Here is an 18,693-nt window from a genome sequence, read left to right on the forward strand (position 1 = left end):
CCGATCGCCATGGAAGAAAAGCTGCGCTTCGCCATCCGCGAAGGCGGCCGCACCGTCGGCGCCGGTATCGTCGCATCGATCGTAGAGTAATCTTTGCATTAGCTTGGATTGAAGAGGGCCCCGCTGGAAACGGCGGGGCTTTTGCGTTGCATTATCGTTGACGTTCGGACGTAAAATCAGCGCCGATCCGGCTCTCCGGTTCGGCCGGTTCTTTAAAGACCGCGCCGGAATCCTGGATGAATATGCAGGTGGCCTACGACATCAAGATCCATGCTCGCGCGCTGGAAGAGGTGCTGGCCGGAATTCCGGAAGCGGAGGCAGCTTAGGCGAAATCTGACCGTGGCTTCTCAATCGCCACGCCTTCACCTTGCGCCTTGTTGCGGAGTCTTTATCTATTCCTTCTATTTCATGATGCGGAGGAGATTTCATGAAGAAGCGCATTCTTTTTACCGGCGGTTCGGGCAAGGCCGGACGTCATGTCGTGCCGTGGCTGGTGAATGCCGGCTATGAGGTTCACAACGTCGATCTGGTGCCGCTCGACAGCCCCGGCGTCACCAACCTGATTGCCGACATCACCGACAGCGGCCAGGTCTTCAACGCGCTGTCCATGCATCGCGATCTTCCCGATCTGGAGACCGGCAACGGCGCCCAAAGTTTCGACGCTGTCGTGCATTTCGCTGCGATACCGCGCATTCTGATCAAGACGGACAACGAGACGTTCCGCATCAACACGATGGGCACTTACAATGTCCTCGAGGCGGCGGTGAAGCTCGGCGTCAGGAAGATCATCCTTGCCTCCAGCGAGACCACCTATGGCGTCTGCTTCGCGGAGGGAAAGAAGGATTTCCATCAGTTTCCGCTGGAGGAGGATTATGACGTCGATCCAATGGACAGCTACGGTCTATCGAAGGTGCTGAACGAAAAGACGGCCCGCGCTTTCGCCGAACGGTCCGGTGCCGATATCTATGCCTTGCGCATCGGAAATGTCATCGAGCCGCATGAGTATGACAGGTTTCCAGGCTTCATCGCCAATCCGGAGACGCGCCGGCGCAACGCGTGGAACTATGTCGACGCCCGCGATCTCGCCCAGGTCGTCCATCTGTGTATCGCCAAGAGCGGACTGGGCTTCCAGGTCTTCAATGCGGTGAACGACACCGTGACCGCCAATATCCCGTCGAAAGAACTCGCCAAACGCTTCTTTCCGAACGTGCCCTTCACCCGCGAGATCGGCGAACATGAGGGCTTGCTTTCCAACCGCAAGATCCGCGAAGTCCTCGGCTTCAAGGAAGAGCACGACTGGCGCAAGTATGTGAAGCTCTGAGCGCGGGCCATGCCGGGGTGATGGTGGATTGGGAAAAATCGAAAATCGCACTTGCATATCCCGTGCCACCGTCTTAAAGGGAGCGCCATGCTTGCAGGAAGCGCTTCGACCCTCATGGTCAAAGGGCTGAATGTAAAGCGTAAAGGGGTATAGCTCAGCTGGTAGAGCGGCGGTCTCCAAAACCGCAGGTCGGGGGTTCGAGCCCCTCTGCCCCTGCCATCTTCTTCGAAGGGAAGCGCGGACGTTCTCGCAGCGGTCCGTCGGGGAGGGCATTGTGGCAAATTTCGCTAGACGTCGGTTTTCCTCTTGTGCAATTGGGAATCGGTGTTTATGTAAGGTTCAACAGACACGCGGTGCGTGGGGCTGATATGTTCAGCTTTACGCGCCGTAATTGCGTGGGCAGTCGATGGCATCCAAATCCAATCCGTTTGCGTTCCTGCAGCAGGTTCGCACCGAAACGTCCAAGGTTACCTGGCCGTCTCGCCGCGAGACCATGATCTCGACGATCATGGTTCTGGTGATGGTCGTCTTTGCCGCGCTGTTTTTCTTTGCTGCTGACCAGCTGATTGGCTGGGCTTTGAGCTACGTGCTCAACACCGGCAACTGATCGGGTGGAGATATAAGATGGCGGCACGTTGGTATATCGTCCACGCGTATTCGAATTTTGAGAAGAAGGTGGCTGAATCCATCGAGGAGAAGGCCAGGCAGAAGGGGCTCGAGCATCTCTTCGAAAAGATCCTCGTGCCGACCGAGAAGGTGGTTGAAGTGCGCCGCGGCCGCAAGGTCGACAGCGAACGCAAGTTCTTTCCGGGCTATGTCATGGTTCGAGCGAACCTGACGGACGAGGCTTACCACCTCATCAAGAACACGCCGAAGGTCACCGGTTTCCTCGGCTCCGACAACAAGCCCGTTCCGATTCCGGACTCCGAAGCCGAGCGCATTCTCGGCCAGGTCCAGGAAGGTGTCGAGCGGCCGAAGGCATCGGTTACCTTCGAGGTCGGCGAGCAGGTCCGCGTTTCCGATGGCCCGTTCGCGTCGTTCAACGGCACGGTTCAGGATGTGGACGAAGAGCGTTCACGCCTGAAGGTGGAAGTTTCGATCTTCGGCCGCGCAACGCCGGTCGAGCTGGAATACGGTCAGGTCGAAAAGGTCTGATTTTTTGAGATGGAGTCGGTCAGTACTGACCGGTTTCTGCGCGGCGATAGCCGCCAACCGCGTGGAAGGTGAGGGGTCTTAGCCGGGCCTTAAAATCCGCACCACGCAACCGCAGCCGCCGGAGAAATCCGGCATCACTGGCCGGGCAACCGGTCATCAATGAAAGGCAGAGAGTTATGGCTAAGAAAGTTGCAGGCCAGCTCAAGCTTCAGGTCAAGGCAGGATCGGCAAACCCGTCTCCGCCGATCGGCCCGGCGCTTGGTCAGCGTGGCATCAATATCATGGAATTCTGCAAGGCGTTCAATGCCGCCACGCAGGAAATGGAAAAGGGTATGCCGATCCCGGTCGTCATCACCTACTACCAGGACAAGTCCTTTACCTTCGTGATGAAGCAGCCGCCCGTCAGCTACTTCCTTAAGAAGGAAGCAAAGATCCAGTCGGGTTCGAAGACGCCCGGCAAGGGCGCTGTCGCTGGCAAGCTGACCAAGGCTCAGGTCAAGGCGATTGCAGAAGCGAAGATGAAGGACCTGAACGCAGCAGATATCGAAGGTGCAATGGCGATGATCGAGGGCTCTGCCCGCGCCATGGGCCTGGAAGTGGTAGGTTAAGACCATGGCTGGCAAGCGCACCAAGAAGATCAACGAAGGTGTTGATCCCACGAAGCTCTACGCTCTGAACCTTGCTATCGGCATGGTCAAGGACCGGGCTGTCGCCAAGTTCGATGAAACCATCGAAGTCGCCATGAACCTCGGCGTCGATCCGCGTCATGCAGACCAGATGGTCCGCGGCGTGGTCAACCTGCCGAACGGTACGGGCCGTGACGTTCGCGTCGCCGTTTTCGCGCGCGGCGCCAAGGCTGACGAAGCCAAGGCAGCCGGTGCTGACATCGTCGGCGCAGAAGAGCTGGTCGAGATCGTCCAGGGCGGCAAGATCGATTTCGATCGTGTCATCGCGACCCCGGACATGATGCCGCTCGTCGGCCGTCTCGGTAAGGTACTCGGCCCGCGCGGCATGATGCCGAACCCGAAGGTCGGAACGGTCACAATGGACGTTGCCGGGGCGATCAAGGCCTCCAAGGGCGGCGCCGTCGAGTTCCGCGTCGAGAAGGCTGGTATCGTTCACGCCGGCATCGGCAAGGCATCCTTCGATGCAAAGGCGCTGGAAGAAAACATCCGTGCCTTCGCTGATGCCGTCATCAAGGCGAAGCCGGCTGGCGCAAAGGGCAACTACGTCAAGCGCGTAGCGATCTCTTCGACCATGGGCCCGGGCGTCAAGATCGACCCTTCGTCGGTCACGGCCGCTTAACGAATTTCATCGGGCTTTGCCCGGTGGCAAGAATTCCGGCCTCGAAAGGGGCCGGAATATTCCGGAGTAATCCGGAATCCTGTCCGAGATTGCAGGTGGTTTTCCCTTAATCACTTTGGCCTGCATGAGACGGGTAAGACCCGAATTTCAATGAAGCTCAGCTTCATAGATTTGGTTCGAGCCTTGGATGCCTTGTGCCTTCGGCCTTTTGGCGCGAAGCGCGAGGGGACAGGATCCTCAAGCGCCGCTTGGGATCGCTTCTGATCCCGGGAGGCAAAGGCAACCCGGTGGGTCCGTTTCACGGTCCCGCCAACTGGAGATAGGCAGTGGAAAGAGCGGAAAAACGCGAATTCGTCACGGAACTGAACGAAGTCTTCAAGGCTTCGGGCTCGGTTGTCGTGGCCCACTATGCTGGTGCTACAGTCGCGCAGATGAACGACTTCCGTTCGAAGATGCGCGCTGCTGGCGGCACCGTCAGAGTCGCGAAGAACCGCCTGGCCAAGATCGCCCTTCAGGGTACGGAAGCGGAAGGGATTTCCAATCTCTTCACCGGTCAGACGCTGATTGCATACAGCGCCGATCCGATCACCGCTCCGAAAGTCGTCGTGGATTTCGCCAAGGGCAACGACAAGATCGTTGTGCTCGGCGGCGCCATGGGAACAACCACGCTCAACGCCGATGCAGTCAAGTCGCTTGCGACCCTGCCGTCGTTGGACGAACTGCGCGCGAAGCTGCTGGGCATGATCCAGACACCGGCTACCCGCATCGCAGGCGTTGTTGCAGCACCGGCAAGCCAGCTTGCCCGCGTGTTTTCGGCTTACGCCAAGAAGGACGAAGCCGCTTAAGGCGGTTTTTCGCTGTTTATAGAAAACCGGTTCGAACCGAACAAAAGGAACTGATAAAATGGCTGATCTCGCAAAGATCGTAGACGACCTCTCCTCGCTGACCGTTCTGGAAGCTGCAGAACTGTCCAAGCTTCTCGAAGAAAAGTGGGGCGTTTCCGCTGCTGCTCCGGTAGCTGTTGCTGCCGCTGCAGGTGGTGCTGGTGGCGCTGCTGCCGCTGCTGAAGAAGAAAAGACCGAGTTCGACGTCATCCTCACGGATGCCGGCGCCAACAAGATCAACGTCATCAAGGAAGTCCGCGCCATCACCGGCCTCGGCCTCAAGGAAGCCAAGGACCTCGTTGAAGCTGCTCCGAAGGCTGTCAAGGAAGCCGTTTCCAAGGCTGAAGCCGCTGACATCAAGAAGAAGCTTGAAGACGCTGGCGCCAAGGCCGACGTCAAGTAATCTTGAACTGCATCTGGGAGGCGGTCTTCACCGTCTCCCATTTGCCGTTTTTGTGAACGAATTACCCAAAAGCCGCGTGAAAACGGCTTTTGGGTAATGGGTTCTTCAAGAGCATGGTCTCGAACCGAAGCGCAGGGCAATCCGGCCATGTGGCTTTGGGAAGTGGGACGAGATTGAATTATCCATTGATCGACGGGATCGCCTGGCCAGCGGTTCCCGTCCGTTGCAGGCCCGGATGCAATTTTGAAGGAGCGACGATGGCTCAGACCCTTTCGTTCAACGGTCGTAGGCGCGTACGCAAGTTTTTTGGTAAAATCCCCGAAGTCGCAGAAATGCCGAACCTCATCGAGGTTCAAAAGGCGTCCTACGACCAATTCCTGATGGTTGAAGAGCCCAAGGGCGGCCGCCCTGACGAAGGCCTTCAAGCCGTCTTCAAGTCAGTTTTCCCGATCACGGACTTCTCCGGCGCTTCGATGCTGGAATTCGTGTCCTATGAGTTCGAACCGCCGAAGTTCGACGTCGACGAATGCCGCCAGCGCGACCTGACCTACGCCGCGCCGCTGAAGGTTACCCTCCGCCTCATTGTGTTCGATATCGACGAGGATACCGGCGCGAAGTCGATCAAGGACATCAAGGAACAGTCCGTCTACATGGGCGACATGCCGCTCATGACGAACAACGGCACGTTCATCGTGAACGGCACCGAGCGCGTGATCGTGTCCCAGATGCACCGTTCGCCGGGCGTCTTCTTCGACCACGACAAGGGCAAGAGCCATTCTTCCGGCAAGCTGCTCTTCGCAGCCCGCGTGATCCCATATCGCGGCTCCTGGCTCGACATCGAGTTCGACGCCAAGGACATCGTCTATGCCCGTATCGACCGCCGCCGCAAGATTCCGGTGTCGTCGCTGCTGATGGCCCTCGGCATGGATGGCGAGGAAATCCTCGACACCTTCTACACGAAGTCGCTCTACAAGCGCGACGGCGAAGGCTGGCGCATTCCCTTCCAGCCCGAGGCGCTGAAGGGCGCCAAGGCGATCACCGAGATGGTCGACGCCGACACCGGCGAAGTCGTGGTCGAAGCTGGCAAGAAGCTGACCCCGCGTCTGCTCCGCCAGCTTTCCGACAAGGGTCTCAAGGCTCTGAAGGCGACGGACGACGATCTCTACGGCAACTACCTCGCAGAAGACATCGTCAACTACTCGACGGGCGAGATCTATCTCGAAGCCGGCGACGAAATCGACGAGAAGACCCTGCCGGTCATCCTTGCCAACGGTTTCGACGAAATCCCGGTTCTCGGCATCGACCACATTAATGTCGGCGCCTACATCCGCAACACGCTCAACGCCGATAAGAACGAGAACCGCCAGGACGCGCTGTTCGACATCTACCGGGTCATGCGTCCGGGTGAACCGCCGACCATGGAATCGGCGGAAGCCATGTTCAACTCGCTGTTCTTCGATGCGGAACGGTACGACCTTTCCGCCGTCGGCCGCGTGAAGATGAACATGCGTCTTGACCTCGACGTCGAAGACACCGTCCGCGTCCTGCGCAAGGACGACATCCTGGCTGTGGTCAAGATGCTCGTCGAGCTACGCGACGGCAAGGGCGAGATCGACGACATCGACAACCTTGGCAACCGCCGCGTCCGCTCGGTCGGCGAGCTGATGGAAAACCAGTACCGTCTCGGCCTGCTGCGCATGGAGCGCGCGATCAAGGAGCGCATGTCCTCGATCGAGATCGACACGGTCATGCCGCAGGATCTGATCAACGCGAAGCCGGCAGCTGCCGCCGTTCGCGAATTTTTCGGCTCCTCGCAGCTCTCGCAGTTCATGGACCAGGTCAACCCGCTGTCGGAGATCACCCACAAGCGTCGTCTCTCGGCACTTGGCCCCGGCGGGCTGACCCGCGAGCGCGCAGGCTTCGAAGTCCGCGACGTTCATCCGACCCACTACGGCCGTATTTGCCCGATCGAAACGCCGGAAGGCCCGAACATCGGTCTCATCAACTCGCTGGCGACCTTTGCGCGCGTCAACAAATACGGCTTCATCGAGAGCCCGTACCGCCGCATCGTCGACGGCAAGGTGACGAACGATGTTCTTTACCTGTCTGCCATGGAAGAGGCAAAGTACTACGTCGCACAGGCCAACGCCGAGCTCGACAAGGACGGTTCCTTCGTTGACGAATTCGTCGTCTGCCGTCACGCCGGCGAAGTCATGCTCGCCCCGCGCGACAGCATGAACCTCATGGACGTCTCGCCGAAGCAGGTCGTTTCGGTTGCAGCCGCTCTTATCCCGTTCCTGGAAAACGACGACGCGAACCGCGCCCTCATGGGCTCGAACATGCAGCGTCAGGCTGTTCCGTTGCTGCGTGCCGAAGCTCCGTTCGTCGGCACCGGCATGGAGCCGGTCGTTGCGCGCGACTCCGGTGCAGCCATCGGCGCCCGCCGCGGTGGTGTCGTTGACCAGGTCGACGCTACGCGTATCGTCATCCGCGCAACGGAAGACCTCGAAGCCGGCAAGTCCGGTGTCGATATCTACCGCCTGCAGAAGTTCCAGCGTTCTAACCAGAACACCTGCGTCAACCAGCGTCCGCTGGTGACCGTCGGTGACGTTGTCAACCGCGGCGACATTCTCGCGGACGGTCCGTCGACCGACCTCGGCGATCTGGCCCTCGGCCGCAACGCGCTCGTCGCGTTCATGCCGTGGAACGGCTACAACTACGAAGACTCGATCCTGCTCTCCGAGCGCATCGTTGCCGACGACGTGTTCACCTCCATCCACATCGAAGAATTCGAAGTGATGGCGCGCGACACGAAGCTTGGTCCGGAAGAAATCACGCGCGATATTCCGAATGTTTCGGAAGAAGCGCTGAAGAACCTCGACGAAGCAGGCATCGTCTACATCGGCGCCGAAGTTCAGCCGGGTGATATCCTTGTCGGCAAGATCACGCCGAAGGGCGAAAGCCCGATGACGCCGGAAGAAAAGCTCCTTCGCGCCATCTTCGGTGAAAAGGCGTCCGACGTCCGCGATACGTCGATGCGCATGCCGCCCGGCACCTACGGCACGATCGTCGAAGTGCGCGTCTTCAACCGCCACGGCGTTGAAAAGGACGAGCGCGCCATGGCAATCGAGCGTGAAGAGATCGAGCGTCTTGCCAAGGACCGCGACGACGAACAGGCGATTCTCGACCGTAACGTCTACGGCCGCCTGATCGAGATGCTGCGCGGCCAGATGTCCATCGCCGGCCCGAAGGGCTTCAAGAAGGGCACTGAACTTTCGAACGCCGTGGTCTCCGAATATCCCCGCTCGCAGTGGTGGATGTTCGCAGTCGAGGACGAGAAGGTCCAGAGCGAACTCGAAGCACTCCGCGGTCAGTACGACGAATCCAAGTCGCGCCTTGAGCAGCGCTTCATGGACAAGGTCGAGAAGGTCCAGCGCGGCGACGAAATGCCTCCGGGCGTCATGAAGATGGTCAAGGTCTTCGTCGCAGTGAAGCGCAAGATCCAGCCGGGCGACAAGATGGCCGGGCGTCACGGCAACAAGGGTGTTGTGTCGCGCATCGTTCCGGTCGAAGACATGCCGTTCCTCGAAGACGGCACGCATGTCGACGTCGTTCTGAACCCGCTCGGCGTGCCTTCGCGCATGAACGTCGGCCAGATCCTCGAGACGCACCTCGGCTGGGCTTGCGCCGGCATGGGCAAGCAGATCGGCGACCTGATCGAAGCCTACAAGGCGAACGGCAATATCGAGCCGTTGCGCAAGACGATCGGCGACGTTGTCGGCGACGGTCCGAAGGCCGAGCAGGTCAAGGACTTCGACGATGACTCGGTTCTGCGTCTTGCCGACCAGTGGAAGCGCGGCGTTTCGATCGCAACGCCGGTCTTCGACGGCGCCCATGAAGGCGATGTCAACGAAATGCTGCGTCTGGCGGGTCTCAAGGACTCCGGTCAGTCGACGCTGTATGACGGCCGTACCGGCGAGCAGTTCGACCGGCAGGTGACCGTTGGCTACATCTACATGCTGAAGCTCAACCACCTGGTCGACGACAAGATCCACGCCCGTTCGATCGGCCCGTACTCGCTCGTGACCCAGCAGCCGCTGGGCGGCAAGGCCCAGTTCGGCGGCCAGCGCTTCGGCGAAATGGAGGTCTGGGCTCTGGAAGCGTACGGCGCAGCCTACACGCTGCAGGAAATGCTGACGGTGAAGTCGGACGACGTTGCCGGCCGCACCAAGGTCTACGAAGCCATCGTCCGGGGCGACGATACGTTCGAAGCGGGTATTCCCGAAAGCTTCAATGTTCTCGTCAAGGAAATGCGCTCGCTCGGCCTTTCCGTCGAGCTGGAGAACTCGAAGGTCGAGGATCTGCAGCAGGCGGGCCAGTTGCCGGACGCAGCCGAGTAACCACTTGATAGGGTGTGCGCCTTAAGAGGGCGCACACCGTTCCCGCCCTGGCCCCTTAGTGTGTCGGCCGGGCAGGGACGTTTCCGCCGCATTGTGCGGTTATTGTCGTTTTGAGCGTTGGCGCGGCTCCCGGGATTTGCCGCCGACCATCGCAAGCTAAGGGCGCTTTCGCCCATGAAGGAGACAGGCATGAACCAAGAGGTCATGAATCTTTTCAATCCGCAGGTGCCTGCACAGAATTTCGACTCCATCCGGATTTCGATTGCCTCTCCGGAGAAGATCCTTTCCTGGTCCTACGGTGAGATCAAGAAACCGGAAACCATCAACTACCGCACGTTCAAGCCAGAACGCGATGGTCTCTTCTGCGCGCGCATCTTCGGGCCGATCAAGGACTACGAGTGCCTTTGCGGCAAGTACAAGCGCATGAAGTACAAGGGCATCATCTGCGAAAAGTGCGGCGTCGAAGTCACACTGTCGCGCGTTCGCCGCGAGCGCATGGGCCATATCGAGCTTGCAGCACCGGTTGCCCACATCTGGTTCCTGAAGTCGCTGCCGAGCCGCATTTCCACGCTGCTCGATATGACGCTGAAGGATGTCGAACGCGTCCTGTACTTCGAAAACTACATCGTCACCGAGCCGGGCCTTACGGCTCTTAAGGAGCATCAGCTCCTCTCGGAAGAAGAGTACATGCTTGCCGTCGATGAATATGGCGAAGACCAGTTCACGGCGATGATCGGCGCTGAAGCCATCTACGAGATGCTGGCATCGATGAACCTCGAGAAGATCGCCGGCGATCTGCGTTCCGAGCTTGCCGACACTACGTCGGATCTCAAGCAGAAGAAGCTGATGAAGCGGCTGAAGATCGTCGAGAACTTCATGGAATCCGGCAACCGTCCAGAATGGATGATCATGAAGGTCGTTCCGGTGATCCCGCCGGATCTGCGTCCGCTGGTTCCGCTCGATGGCGGCCGCTTTGCGACGTCGGACCTCAACGATCTCTATCGCCGCGTCATCAACCGTAACAATCGTCTGAAGCGCCTGATCGAGCTTCGTGCGCCGGGTATCATTATCCGCAACGAAAAGCGCATGCTGCAGGAATCCGTCGATGCGCTGTTCGACAACGGCCGTCGCGGCCGCGTCATCACGGGTGCCAACAAGCGTCCGTTGAAGTCGCTCTCCGACATGCTCAAGGGCAAGCAGGGCCGCTTCCGCCAGAACCTGCTCGGCAAGCGCGTCGACTATTCCGGCCGCTCGGTCATCGTGACCGGTCCGGAGCTGAAGCTGCACCAGTGCGGCCTGCCGAAGAAGATGGCGCTCGAACTCTTCAAGCCGTTCATCTACGCCCGCCTCGACGCCAAGGGTTATTCCTCGACCGTCAAGCAGGCGAAGAAGCTGGTCGAGAAGGAAAAGCCGGAAGTCTGGGATATCCTCGACGAGGTCATCCGCGAGCATCCGGTTCTCTTGAACCGCGCACCGACGCTGCACCGCCTGGGCATCCAGGCCTTCGAACCCACCCTGGTCGAAGGCAAGGCGATCCAGCTGCATCCGCTCGTTTGCACGGCCTTCAACGCCGACTTCGATGGTGACCAGATGGCCGTCCACGTGCCGCTGTCTCTCGAAGCCCAGCTCGAAGCCCGCGTTCTGATGATGTCGACGAACAACATCTTGCACCCGGCAAACGGCGCACCGATCATCGTTCCGTCGCAGGACATGGTTCTCGGCCTCTACTATCTCTCGATCATGAACCAGAACGAGCCGGGCGAAGGCATGGCCTTTTCCGACCTCGGCGAACTGCATCATGCTCTCGAAAGCAAGGTCGTCACGCTGCACACCAAGATCCGCGGTCGCTTCAAGTCGATCAGCGAGGACGGCAAGCCGTACTCCAAGATCTATGAAACGACCCCGGGCCGTCTGCTCATCGGCGAATTGCTGCCGAAGAACGGCAAGGTGCCTTTCGACATCTGCAACCAGGAAATGACCAAGAAGAACATCTCCAAGATGATCGACACGGTCTACCGTCATTGCGGCCAGAAGGACACGGTCATTTTCTGCGACCGCATCATGCAGCTCGGCTTCTCGCATGCCTGCCGCGCCGGCATCTCGTTCGGCAAGGACGACATGGTGATCCCGGATACCAAGGTGAAGATCGTCGGCGATACCGAAGCACTCGTGAAGGAATACGAGCAGCAGTATAACGACGGCCTCATCACGCAGGGCGAAAAGTACAACAAGGTCGTCGATGCCTGGGGCAAGGCCACCGAGAAGGTCGCCGAAGAGATGATGGCCCGCATCAAGGCTGTCGAGTTCGACGAAAAGACCGGCCGCCAGAAGCCTATGAACTCGATCTACATGATGAGCCACTCGGGCGCCCGCGGTTCGCCGAACCAGATGCGTCAGCTGGGCGGCATGCGCGGCCTGATGGCCAAGCCCTCGGGCGAAATCATCGAGACGCCGATCATCTCGAACTTCAAGGAAGGCCTGACCGTCAACGAGTACTTCAACTCGACGCACGGCGCCCGCAAGGGTCTGGCAGACACCGCCTTGAAGACGGCAAACTCGGGCTACCTGACCCGCCGTCTCGTCGACGTCGCGCAGGATTGCATCGTCAACTCCGTGGATTGCGGCACCGACAAGGGCCTCACCATGACCGCCATCGTCGATGCCGGTCAGGTCGTTGCCTCGCTCGGCGCGCGTATCCTCGGCCGTACGGCCCTCGACAACATCGATCACCCGGTCACCGGCGAGCGCATCGTCGATGCCGGCAAGATGATCCTCGAGCCAGATGTCGTGGAGATCGAAAAGGCTGGTATCCAGTCGATCCGCATCCGTTCGGCACTGACCTGCGAAATCCAGACAGGCGTCTGCTCGGTCTGCTACGGCCGCGACCTTGCTCGCGGTACGCCGGTCAACATGGGCGAAGCGGTCGGCGTCATCGCCGCTCAGTCGATCGGCGAACCAGGTACGCAGCTCACGATGCGCACCTTCCACCTTGGCGGTACGGCCACCGTGGTCGACCAGTCGTTCCTGGAAGCCTCGTATGAAGGAACGGTTCAGATCAAGAACCGCAACCTTCTGCGGAACTCCGAAGGCATCCTCGTTGCCATGGGCCGCAACATGACCGTCCAGATCCTGGACGAGCGTGGCGTTGAGCGCTCCTCGCAGCGCGTTGCCTACGGTTCGAAGCTGTATGTGGACGAGGGCGACAAGGTGAAGCGCGGCCAGCGTCTGGCTGAGTGGGATCCGTACACCCGTCCGATAATGACGGAACTGGCCGGTACCGTTCAGTTCGAAGACGTTGTCGACGGTCTGTCCGTTCTCGAAGCGACCGATGAATCCACGGGTATCACCAAGCGTCAGGTCATCGACTGGCGTTCGACCCCACGTGGTTCGGACCTCAAGCCGGCAATCGTCATCAAGGACGCAAGCGGCAATGTCGCGAAGCTGTCCCGCGGCGGCGATGCCCGCTTCCTGCTTTCGGTCGACGCGATCCTTTCGGTCGAGCCGGGCCAGAAGGTCTCCCAGGGTGACGTGCTTGCACGTTCGCCGCTGGAAAGCGCCAAGACCAAAGACATCACCGGCGGTCTGCCGCGCGTTGCCGAACTCTTCGAAGCCCGCCGCCCGAAGGATCATGCCATCATCGCTGAGATCGATGGTACGATCCGCCTCGGCCGCGACTACAAGAACAAGCGCCGCGTCATCATCGAGCCGGCGGAAGACGGTGTCGAGCCTGTCGAATACCTGATCCCGAAGGGCAAGCCCTTCCACCTTCAGGAAGGCGACTATATCGAAAAGGGCGACTACATCCTCGACGGCAACCCGGCACCGCACGACATCCTGGCGATCAAGGGCGTAGAGGCTCTGGCTTCCTACCTCGTCAACGAAATCCAGGAAGTCTACCGCTTGCAGGGCGTTGTCATCAACGACAAGCACATCGAAGTGATTGTCCGTCAGATGCTGCAGAAGGTGGAAATCACCGATGCGGGCGACTCGACTTATATCGTCGGCGACAACGTCGACCGCATCGAGCTCGAGGACGTCAACGACAGCCTGATCGAGCAGGGCAAGAAGCCTGCCTATGGCGAGCCGGTTCTTCTGGGCATCACCAAGGCCTCGCTGCAGACCCCGTCCTTCATCTCCGCCGCTTCCTTCCAGGAAACGACGAAGGTGCTGACGGAAGCTGCGATCGCGGGCAAGACGGACGGCCTGCAGGGTCTTAAGGAAAACGTCATCGTCGGACGCCTCATCCCGGCCGGTACCGGCGGCACCATGACGGCGATCCGCCGCATCGCGACGTCGCGCGATGAGATGATCCTCGAAGAACGTCGCAAGGGCACGGGCGCGGATGCCGCAACCCCGATGCTCCAGGACATGGCCGGCGAAAACGCTTCGGCTGCCGAATAACCGGCAGCCCGGCCTCGGAATTGATAAACCGCCCGGAGCGATCTGGGCGGTTTTTTGTTTGATTGCGCCGGCTCCGGGGAGGCCGAAAATAGTTCTCCATTTTTCTTGATGGCGACTACGGGCTCGCCTGCATGTAGCTTACGGAAGTCGCTCACATGGCTCAAAGCCGCATGCGGCTTTTCTATGAAAGGGAAAGACACCTTGCATCGCTCGATACCGCTTTGGCCCGCGGAATGGCCGACGTCGAAGGCGGCTGCGTTCAACCGGCAGGGCGTTTTGTCGAGCTGACAGACCGTTATAAGTGTTTCGTGGAAGCTGCATTTCCTGCAAGTCTCCAAGAGCGCGATGAACTATGAAGCGACCGCAATTACCCAGCCCGATTGGTTAGCAAAGCAGGATGAGGCAATTGTGCATTCCGTAACCGAGCCTGGCCTTTGCTGCTGCGATATCAATCCAGAAAAAGCGGAGCAGGATCGGCCCGCCGCCGCCGAATGGTGTCATCTCGTGATGAAGCCAGGTGTCAGGGTAGGGACCTCCAAGGTCAGCATGATAGTAATGCCGCCGGTGGCAGATGGCGGCGCCGTTCTTGATGAAGCGGTAATCATCGATTGCAAGCGGACGAAGAGTGTTGCTCAGCGCAAGACCTGTCTCTTCGGCGAATTCGCGGGCTGCCGCTTGCTCAGGGTCTTCGCCGGGTTCGACCGTCCCGCCCGGAACCTGCAGTTCGACCTCCGGAAAGTCCGGCTCGTCGAAAACGAGGAGCCGGCCGCGCCAGGTGGCGTAGATCATCACCTTTTGCGCATCCGAGCCCGCCATGTCGTCAGTTGAAGCGGATGATTGCGACTTCGCCTTCGAGCGCGCCTTGGTAGGCCGAGGCATGCGGCTCTTCTTCGGGAACGTCGGTCAGCATGCCGATCTGGTCGAGGTCGGCTTCGATGAAGCCCTCTTCGGCAAGGGCGTTCAGCGCCTCGCGCACGGCGCTATCGTCATCGGCGGCCTTCAACATCACGTGCAGGTCGACGCCTTCGGCGCCATCGGACTCGTAGCCCTTGCCGATGATGATGAAGATCATCGGGCCTACGGAATTATTGTCGTTGTCGGGCTTCTCGATCATTCATCGGTCCTTTGGATATCTGGCGATTCGAAACTCGAATCCGTTTTTGACAGGCGCGCGGCCTGCGATCGCTGATTCCTTATCCGTTTTTGCAGCGATGCCCAAGTTCAACTTGGCATGCGGTGTCCGTTGCGTCTAAAAGCCTTCAAAGAGCGCACGGAGCCCGGGTTTCAAGGCGATCGGCCGAAGATTATTTCTTAACCGGCCTTGACGAACCAGCGGGAAACCAGTAGTACCCGCGCCATCGGAACCCATGTGAGGCATGGCTGTCCGGGGCGTCTCGTCCTGGAGTTCTCCTCAAACAAGGTTCGAAACGCACGTTGAAGATATGATGCCTGCACGCATGACGCATTTCTTTTTTGCGTCCTCTGCCTTCAGTGGTCCATCTGCGCAAGCGGATCGGGCCACATTTTGCGCATTGACGACAGCCGTGTGATCTTGCCGGAGACGGCGCGAGTTACGCCCGCAAGGGCTTGAGAGATAAACGTAAGGGATGGTTGAATGCCTACCGTAAACCAGCTGATCCGCAAGCCTCGCCAGGCAAGTGTAAAGCGTAACAAGGTTCCTGCGCTGCAGGAAAACCCGCAAAAGCGCGGCGTTTGCACCCGCGTCTACACCACGACGCCGAAGAAGCCGAACTCGGCTCTGCGTAAGGTTGCCAAGATCCGCCTCACCAACGGCTTCGAAGTCATTGGCTATATTCCCGGCGAAGGTCACAACCTTCAGGAACACTCCGTCGTCATGATCCGTGGCGGCCGCGTGAAGGACCTTCCGGGTGTCCGTTACCACATCATCCGCGGCGTTCTCGATACCCAGGGTGTCAAGAACCGCAAGCAGCGCCGTTCGAAGTACGGTGCGAAGCGTCCGAAGTAATTCGGTTTTGGTTTTCCGGCGCTGCGCGAGGTTCTCCGCGTGGTAAAGCGCCTTAACAGTTGAAGAGACGAGAAGTATGTCCCGACGTCACAGAGCAGAAAAGCGCGAGATCAACCCGGACCCGAAGTTCGGCGATTTGGTTGTCACGAAGTTCATGAATGCCATCATGCTCGACGGCAAGAAGTCCGTTGCTGAAAACATCGTATACGGCGCATTCGACGTCGTGCAGGGCAAGTCCAAGCAGGAGCCGATTGCGGTTTTCCACGCTGCGCTCGATAACATCGCCCCGCACGTTGAAGTCCGCTCGCGCCGCGTCGGTGGTGCGACCTACCAGGTCCCGGTCGACGTCCGTCCCGAGCGCCGTCAGGCTCTCGCCATTCGCTGGCTGATCGCTGCTGCCCGCAAGCGCAACGAAACGACCATGGTTGACCGCCTCTCGGGCGAGCTTCTCGATGCATCCAACAACCGCGGCAGTGCCGTCAAGAAGCGCGAAGACACGCACAAGATGGCCGATGCCAATCGTGCGTTCTCGCACTATCGCTGGTAATTCCGAACGGTATCGAAAGGCAGTCCACAATGGCTCGCGAATATAAAATCGAAGACTACCGCAATTTCGGTATCATGGCGCACATCGACGCCGGCAAGACCACGACCACCGAACGTATTCTTTATTACACCGGTAAGTCGCACAAGATCGGCGAAGTCCACGACGGCGCAGCCACCATGGACTGGATGGAGCAGGAACAGGAGCGTGGCATCACGATCACCTCCGCTGCGACCACGACCTTCTGGAAGGGCCGTGACGGCAAGATGCGCCGCTTCAACATCATTGACACCCCCGGCCACGTCGACTTCACGATCGAAGTCGAGCGTTCGCTGCGCGTTCTCGACGGCGCCATTGCGCTTCTCGATGCCAACGCCGGTGTCGAGCCGCAGACCGAAACCGTCTGGCGCCAGGCCGAGAAGTATCACGTTCCGCGCATGATCTTCTGCAACAAGATGGACAAGACCGGTGCGGACTTCTACCGCTCCGTCGAGATGATCAAGACCCGTCTCGGCGCGACGGCTGTCGTCATGCAGCTGCCGATCGGCGCTGAAACCGAGTTCAAGGGCGTTGTCGACCTGATCGAAATGAACGCTCTCATCTGGCGCGACGAATCTCTCGGCGCACAGTGGGACGTCGTCGAAATCCCGGAAGACATGAAGGCCAAGGCTGAAGAATATCGCGAAAAGCTGATCGAGACGGTTGTTGAGATCGACGAAGCCGCAATGGAAGCCTACCTCGAAGGCAACATGCCGGATAACGATCAGATCCGCGCGCTCGTTCGCCGCGGCACCATCGACGTCAAGTTCCATCCGATGTTCTGCGGTACCGCCTTCAAGAACAAGGGCGTTCAGCCGCTGCTCGATGCAGTCGTCGATTACCTGCCGTCGCCGCTCGACATTCCGGCGATCAAGGGTATCGACGTGAAGACGGAAGCTGAAATCGAGCGTCACCCCGATGACGCCGAGCCGCTCTCCATGCTCGCCTTCAAGATCATGAACGACCCCTTCGTCGGTTCGCTCACCTTCGCCCGCATCTATTCCGGCAAGCTCGAGAAAGGCGCGTCGGTCATGAACACGGTCAAGGACAAGCGCGAGCGCGTCGGCCGCATGCTGCAGATGCACTCCAACTCGCGTGAAGACATCGAAGAAGCCTTCGCCGGCGACATCGTTGCTCTCGCAGGCCTCAAGGAAACCACCACCGGCGATACGCTGTGCGATCCGCTGAAGCCGGTTATCCTTGAGCGCATGGAATTCCCCGAGCCGGTCATCCAGATCGCCATCGAGCCGAAGACCAAGGGCGACCAGGAAAAGATGGGCCTCGCGCTCAACCGCCTGGCTGCCGAAGACCCGTCCTTCCGTGTGAAGACGGACCAGGAATCGGGCCAGACGATCATCGCCGGCATGGGTGAACTTCACCTCGACATCATCGTTGACCGCATGCGTCGCGAGTTCAAGGTTGAAGCAACGGTCGGTGCGCCGCAGGTTGCCTACCGCGAAACCATCACGAAGACGCACGAAGAAGACTACACGCACAAGAAGCAGTCCGGTGGTACCGGCCAGTTCGCGCGCGTCAAGATCATCTTCGAACCGAACCCGGAAGGCGACGACTTCAAGTTCGAGTCCAAGATCGTCGGCGGTGCTGTTCCCAAGGAATACATCCCAGGCGTCCAGAAGGGCATCGAAAGCGTTCTGACCTCCGGTCCGCTCGCTGGCTTCCCGATGCTCGGCGTCAAGGCCACGCTGGTCGACGGTGCCTTCCACGATGTCGACTCGTCGGTCCTGGCGTTCGAAATCGCCTCCCGTGCTTGCTTCCGCGAGGCCGCAAAGAAGGCCGGCGCGCAGCTGCTCGAGCCGATGATGAAGGTCGAAGTCGTGACGCCGGAAGACTATGTCGGCGACGTCATCGGCGACCTGAACTCGCGCCGTGGTCAGATCCAGGGCCAGGAGAGCCGCGGCATCGCAGTCGTCATCAACGCGAACGTTCCGCTGGCGAACATGTTCAAGTACGTCGACAACCTGCGCTCCATGTCGCAGGGCCGCGCTCAGTACACGATGACCTTCGATCACTACGCGCCGGTCCCGTCGAACGTCGCAACTGAAATCCAGGCAAAGTATTCCGGTCAGAAGTGACCGGAATACCAATTGACCGATAACAAGAATTAGATCCCTTCGGGGACTAGCAGAATGGAGAGCCGAAAATGGCAAAGAGTAAGTTTGAGCGCAACAAGCCGCACGTTAACATCGGCACGATCGGCCACGTTGACCACGGCAAGACGTCTCTGACGGCGGCG

General features: G+C 59.5%; 16 protein-coding genes and 1 tRNA gene. 15 read left to right on the top strand and 2 right to left on the bottom strand.

The window, feature by feature from the left end; all coding sequences use genetic code 11:
• From BLP23_RS32645 to rpoC, 11 genes are all read left to right on the top strand, one after another.
• The coding region (locus tag BLP23_RS32645; RefSeq protein WP_022719208.1) for an EF-Tu C-terminal domain-related protein at positions 1-90 on the top strand (90 nt) is incomplete at its 5' end.
• A gap of 337 nt (positions 91-427) precedes the next feature.
• Positions 428-1,321, top strand: coding sequence for an NAD-dependent epimerase/dehydratase family protein (locus tag BLP23_RS32650; RefSeq protein ID WP_092588803.1), 894 nt, complete (start codon positions 428-430; stop codon positions 1,319-1,321).
• Between the two features lie 143 nt (positions 1,322-1,464).
• Positions 1,465-1,540 (top strand) — tRNA-Trp (locus BLP23_RS32655).
• A 187-nt stretch (positions 1,541-1,727) separates the two neighbouring features.
• The gene (gene secE / locus BLP23_RS32660) at positions 1,728-1,928 is read left to right on the top strand and encodes a preprotein translocase subunit SecE (protein ID WP_039844632.1); all 201 of its coding nucleotides are present in this window, start codon (positions 1,728-1,730) and stop codon (positions 1,926-1,928) included.
• A 17-nt stretch (positions 1,929-1,945) separates the two neighbouring features.
• Entirely contained in the window at positions 1,946-2,476 is a 531-nt protein-coding gene (gene nusG / locus BLP23_RS32665) for a transcription termination/antitermination protein NusG (protein WP_022719204.1), read from the top strand.
• A 176-nt stretch (positions 2,477-2,652) separates the two neighbouring features.
• Positions 2,653-3,084, top strand: a complete 432-nt coding sequence (gene rplK / locus BLP23_RS32670; RefSeq protein ID WP_092588804.1) for a 50S ribosomal protein L11 — start codon at positions 2,653-2,655, stop codon at positions 3,082-3,084.
• A 4-nt stretch (positions 3,085-3,088) separates the two neighbouring features.
• Positions 3,089-3,781 (top strand): 50S ribosomal protein L1, encoded by a 693-nt coding sequence (gene rplA / locus BLP23_RS32675; RefSeq protein WP_022719202.1) that lies wholly within the window; start codon positions 3,089-3,091, stop codon positions 3,779-3,781.
• Between the two features lie 326 nt (positions 3,782-4,107).
• Positions 4,108-4,626, top strand: a complete 519-nt coding sequence (rplJ, locus tag BLP23_RS32680; RefSeq protein ID WP_022719201.1) for a 50S ribosomal protein L10 — start codon at positions 4,108-4,110, stop codon at positions 4,624-4,626.
• A gap of 58 nt (positions 4,627-4,684) precedes the next feature.
• On the top strand, positions 4,685-5,068 hold the full coding sequence (gene rplL, locus BLP23_RS32685) for a 50S ribosomal protein L7/L12 (RefSeq protein ID WP_022719200.1): 384 nt from the start codon (positions 4,685-4,687) through the stop codon (positions 5,066-5,068).
• Positions 5,069-5,325: 257 nt separating this feature from the next.
• On the top strand, positions 5,326-9,468 hold the full coding sequence (rpoB, locus tag BLP23_RS32690; protein WP_039844634.1) for a DNA-directed RNA polymerase subunit beta: 4,143 nt from the start codon (positions 5,326-5,328) through the stop codon (positions 9,466-9,468).
• Between the two features lie 189 nt (positions 9,469-9,657).
• Positions 9,658-13,869, top strand: a complete 4,212-nt coding sequence (gene rpoC / locus BLP23_RS32695; protein ID WP_092588805.1) for a DNA-directed RNA polymerase subunit beta' — start codon at positions 9,658-9,660, stop codon at positions 13,867-13,869.
• Positions 13,870-14,253: 384 nt separating this feature from the next.
• Here the strand turns inward: rpoC and BLP23_RS32705 are convergent, their stop codons facing one another.
• Together BLP23_RS32705 and BLP23_RS32710 are read right to left on the bottom strand one after the other, a co-directional pair.
• On the bottom strand, positions 14,254-14,685 hold the full coding sequence (locus BLP23_RS32705) for an NUDIX hydrolase (protein ID WP_092588807.1): 432 nt from the start codon (positions 14,683-14,685) through the stop codon (positions 14,254-14,256).
• A gap of 4 nt (positions 14,686-14,689) precedes the next feature.
• Positions 14,690-14,983 carry a transcriptional regulator gene (locus tag BLP23_RS32710; protein ID WP_074060952.1) on the bottom strand — a complete coding sequence of 98 codons (294 nt, stop codon included), beginning with the start codon at positions 14,981-14,983 and terminating at the stop codon, positions 14,690-14,692.
• A 501-nt stretch (positions 14,984-15,484) separates the two neighbouring features.
• Between BLP23_RS32710 and rpsL the strand changes: the two genes are divergently transcribed.
• From rpsL to BLP23_RS33465, 4 genes are all read left to right on the top strand, one after another.
• Entirely contained in the window at positions 15,485-15,856 is a 372-nt protein-coding gene (gene rpsL / locus BLP23_RS32715; RefSeq protein ID WP_022719193.1) for a 30S ribosomal protein S12, read from the top strand.
• A gap of 76 nt (positions 15,857-15,932) precedes the next feature.
• Complete coding sequence (gene rpsG / locus BLP23_RS32720; protein WP_022719192.1) at positions 15,933-16,403, top strand: 30S ribosomal protein S7; 471 nt, start codon at positions 15,933-15,935, stop codon at positions 16,401-16,403.
• A 29-nt stretch (positions 16,404-16,432) separates the two neighbouring features.
• Positions 16,433-18,532 carry an elongation factor G gene (fusA, locus tag BLP23_RS32725; RefSeq protein ID WP_074060953.1) on the top strand — a complete coding sequence of 700 codons (2,100 nt, stop codon included), beginning with the start codon at positions 16,433-16,435 and terminating at the stop codon, positions 18,530-18,532.
• Between the two features lie 68 nt (positions 18,533-18,600).
• Positions 18,601-18,693, top strand: a 93-nt coding sequence (locus tag BLP23_RS33465; RefSeq protein WP_018010120.1) for a GTP-binding protein, incomplete at its 3' end; no start/stop codon positions are given.

This window comes from Rhizobium mongolense subsp. loessense, assembly GCF_900099775.1.
In the GTDB taxonomy this organism is placed as follows: domain Bacteria; phylum Pseudomonadota; class Alphaproteobacteria; order Rhizobiales; family Rhizobiaceae; genus Rhizobium; species Rhizobium loessense.

Excerpts from the sequence above, each read along its gene's own strand:
- BLP23_RS32650 (WP_092588803.1), top strand. The coding sequence starts at position 428 with ATGAAGAAGCGCATTCTTTTTACCGGCGGTTCGGGCAAGGCCGGACGT.
- secE (WP_039844632.1), top strand. The coding sequence starts at position 1,728 with ATGGCATCCAAATCCAATCCGTTTGCGTTCCTGCAGCAGGTTCGCACC.
- nusG (WP_022719204.1), top strand. The coding sequence starts at position 1,946 with ATGGCGGCACGTTGGTATATCGTCCACGCGTATTCGAATTTTGAGAAG.
- rplK (WP_092588804.1), top strand. The coding sequence starts at position 2,653 with ATGGCTAAGAAAGTTGCAGGCCAGCTCAAGCTTCAGGTCAAGGCAGGA.
- rplA (WP_022719202.1), top strand. The coding sequence starts at position 3,089 with ATGGCTGGCAAGCGCACCAAGAAGATCAACGAAGGTGTTGATCCCACG.
- rplL (WP_022719200.1), top strand. The coding sequence starts at position 4,685 with ATGGCTGATCTCGCAAAGATCGTAGACGACCTCTCCTCGCTGACCGTT.
- rpoB (WP_039844634.1), top strand. The coding sequence starts at position 5,326 with ATGGCTCAGACCCTTTCGTTCAACGGTCGTAGGCGCGTACGCAAGTTT.
- rpoC (WP_092588805.1), top strand. The coding sequence starts at position 9,658 with ATGAACCAAGAGGTCATGAATCTTTTCAATCCGCAGGTGCCTGCACAG.
- BLP23_RS32705 (WP_092588807.1), bottom strand. The coding sequence starts at position 14,685 with ATGGCGGGCTCGGATGCGCAAAAGGTGATGATCTACGCCACCTGGCGC.
- BLP23_RS32710 (WP_074060952.1), bottom strand. The coding sequence starts at position 14,983 with ATGATCGAGAAGCCCGACAACGACAATAATTCCGTAGGCCCGATGATC.
- rpsL (WP_022719193.1), top strand. The coding sequence starts at position 15,485 with ATGCCTACCGTAAACCAGCTGATCCGCAAGCCTCGCCAGGCAAGTGTA.
- rpsG (WP_022719192.1), top strand. The coding sequence starts at position 15,933 with ATGTCCCGACGTCACAGAGCAGAAAAGCGCGAGATCAACCCGGACCCG.
- fusA (WP_074060953.1), top strand. The coding sequence starts at position 16,433 with ATGGCTCGCGAATATAAAATCGAAGACTACCGCAATTTCGGTATCATG.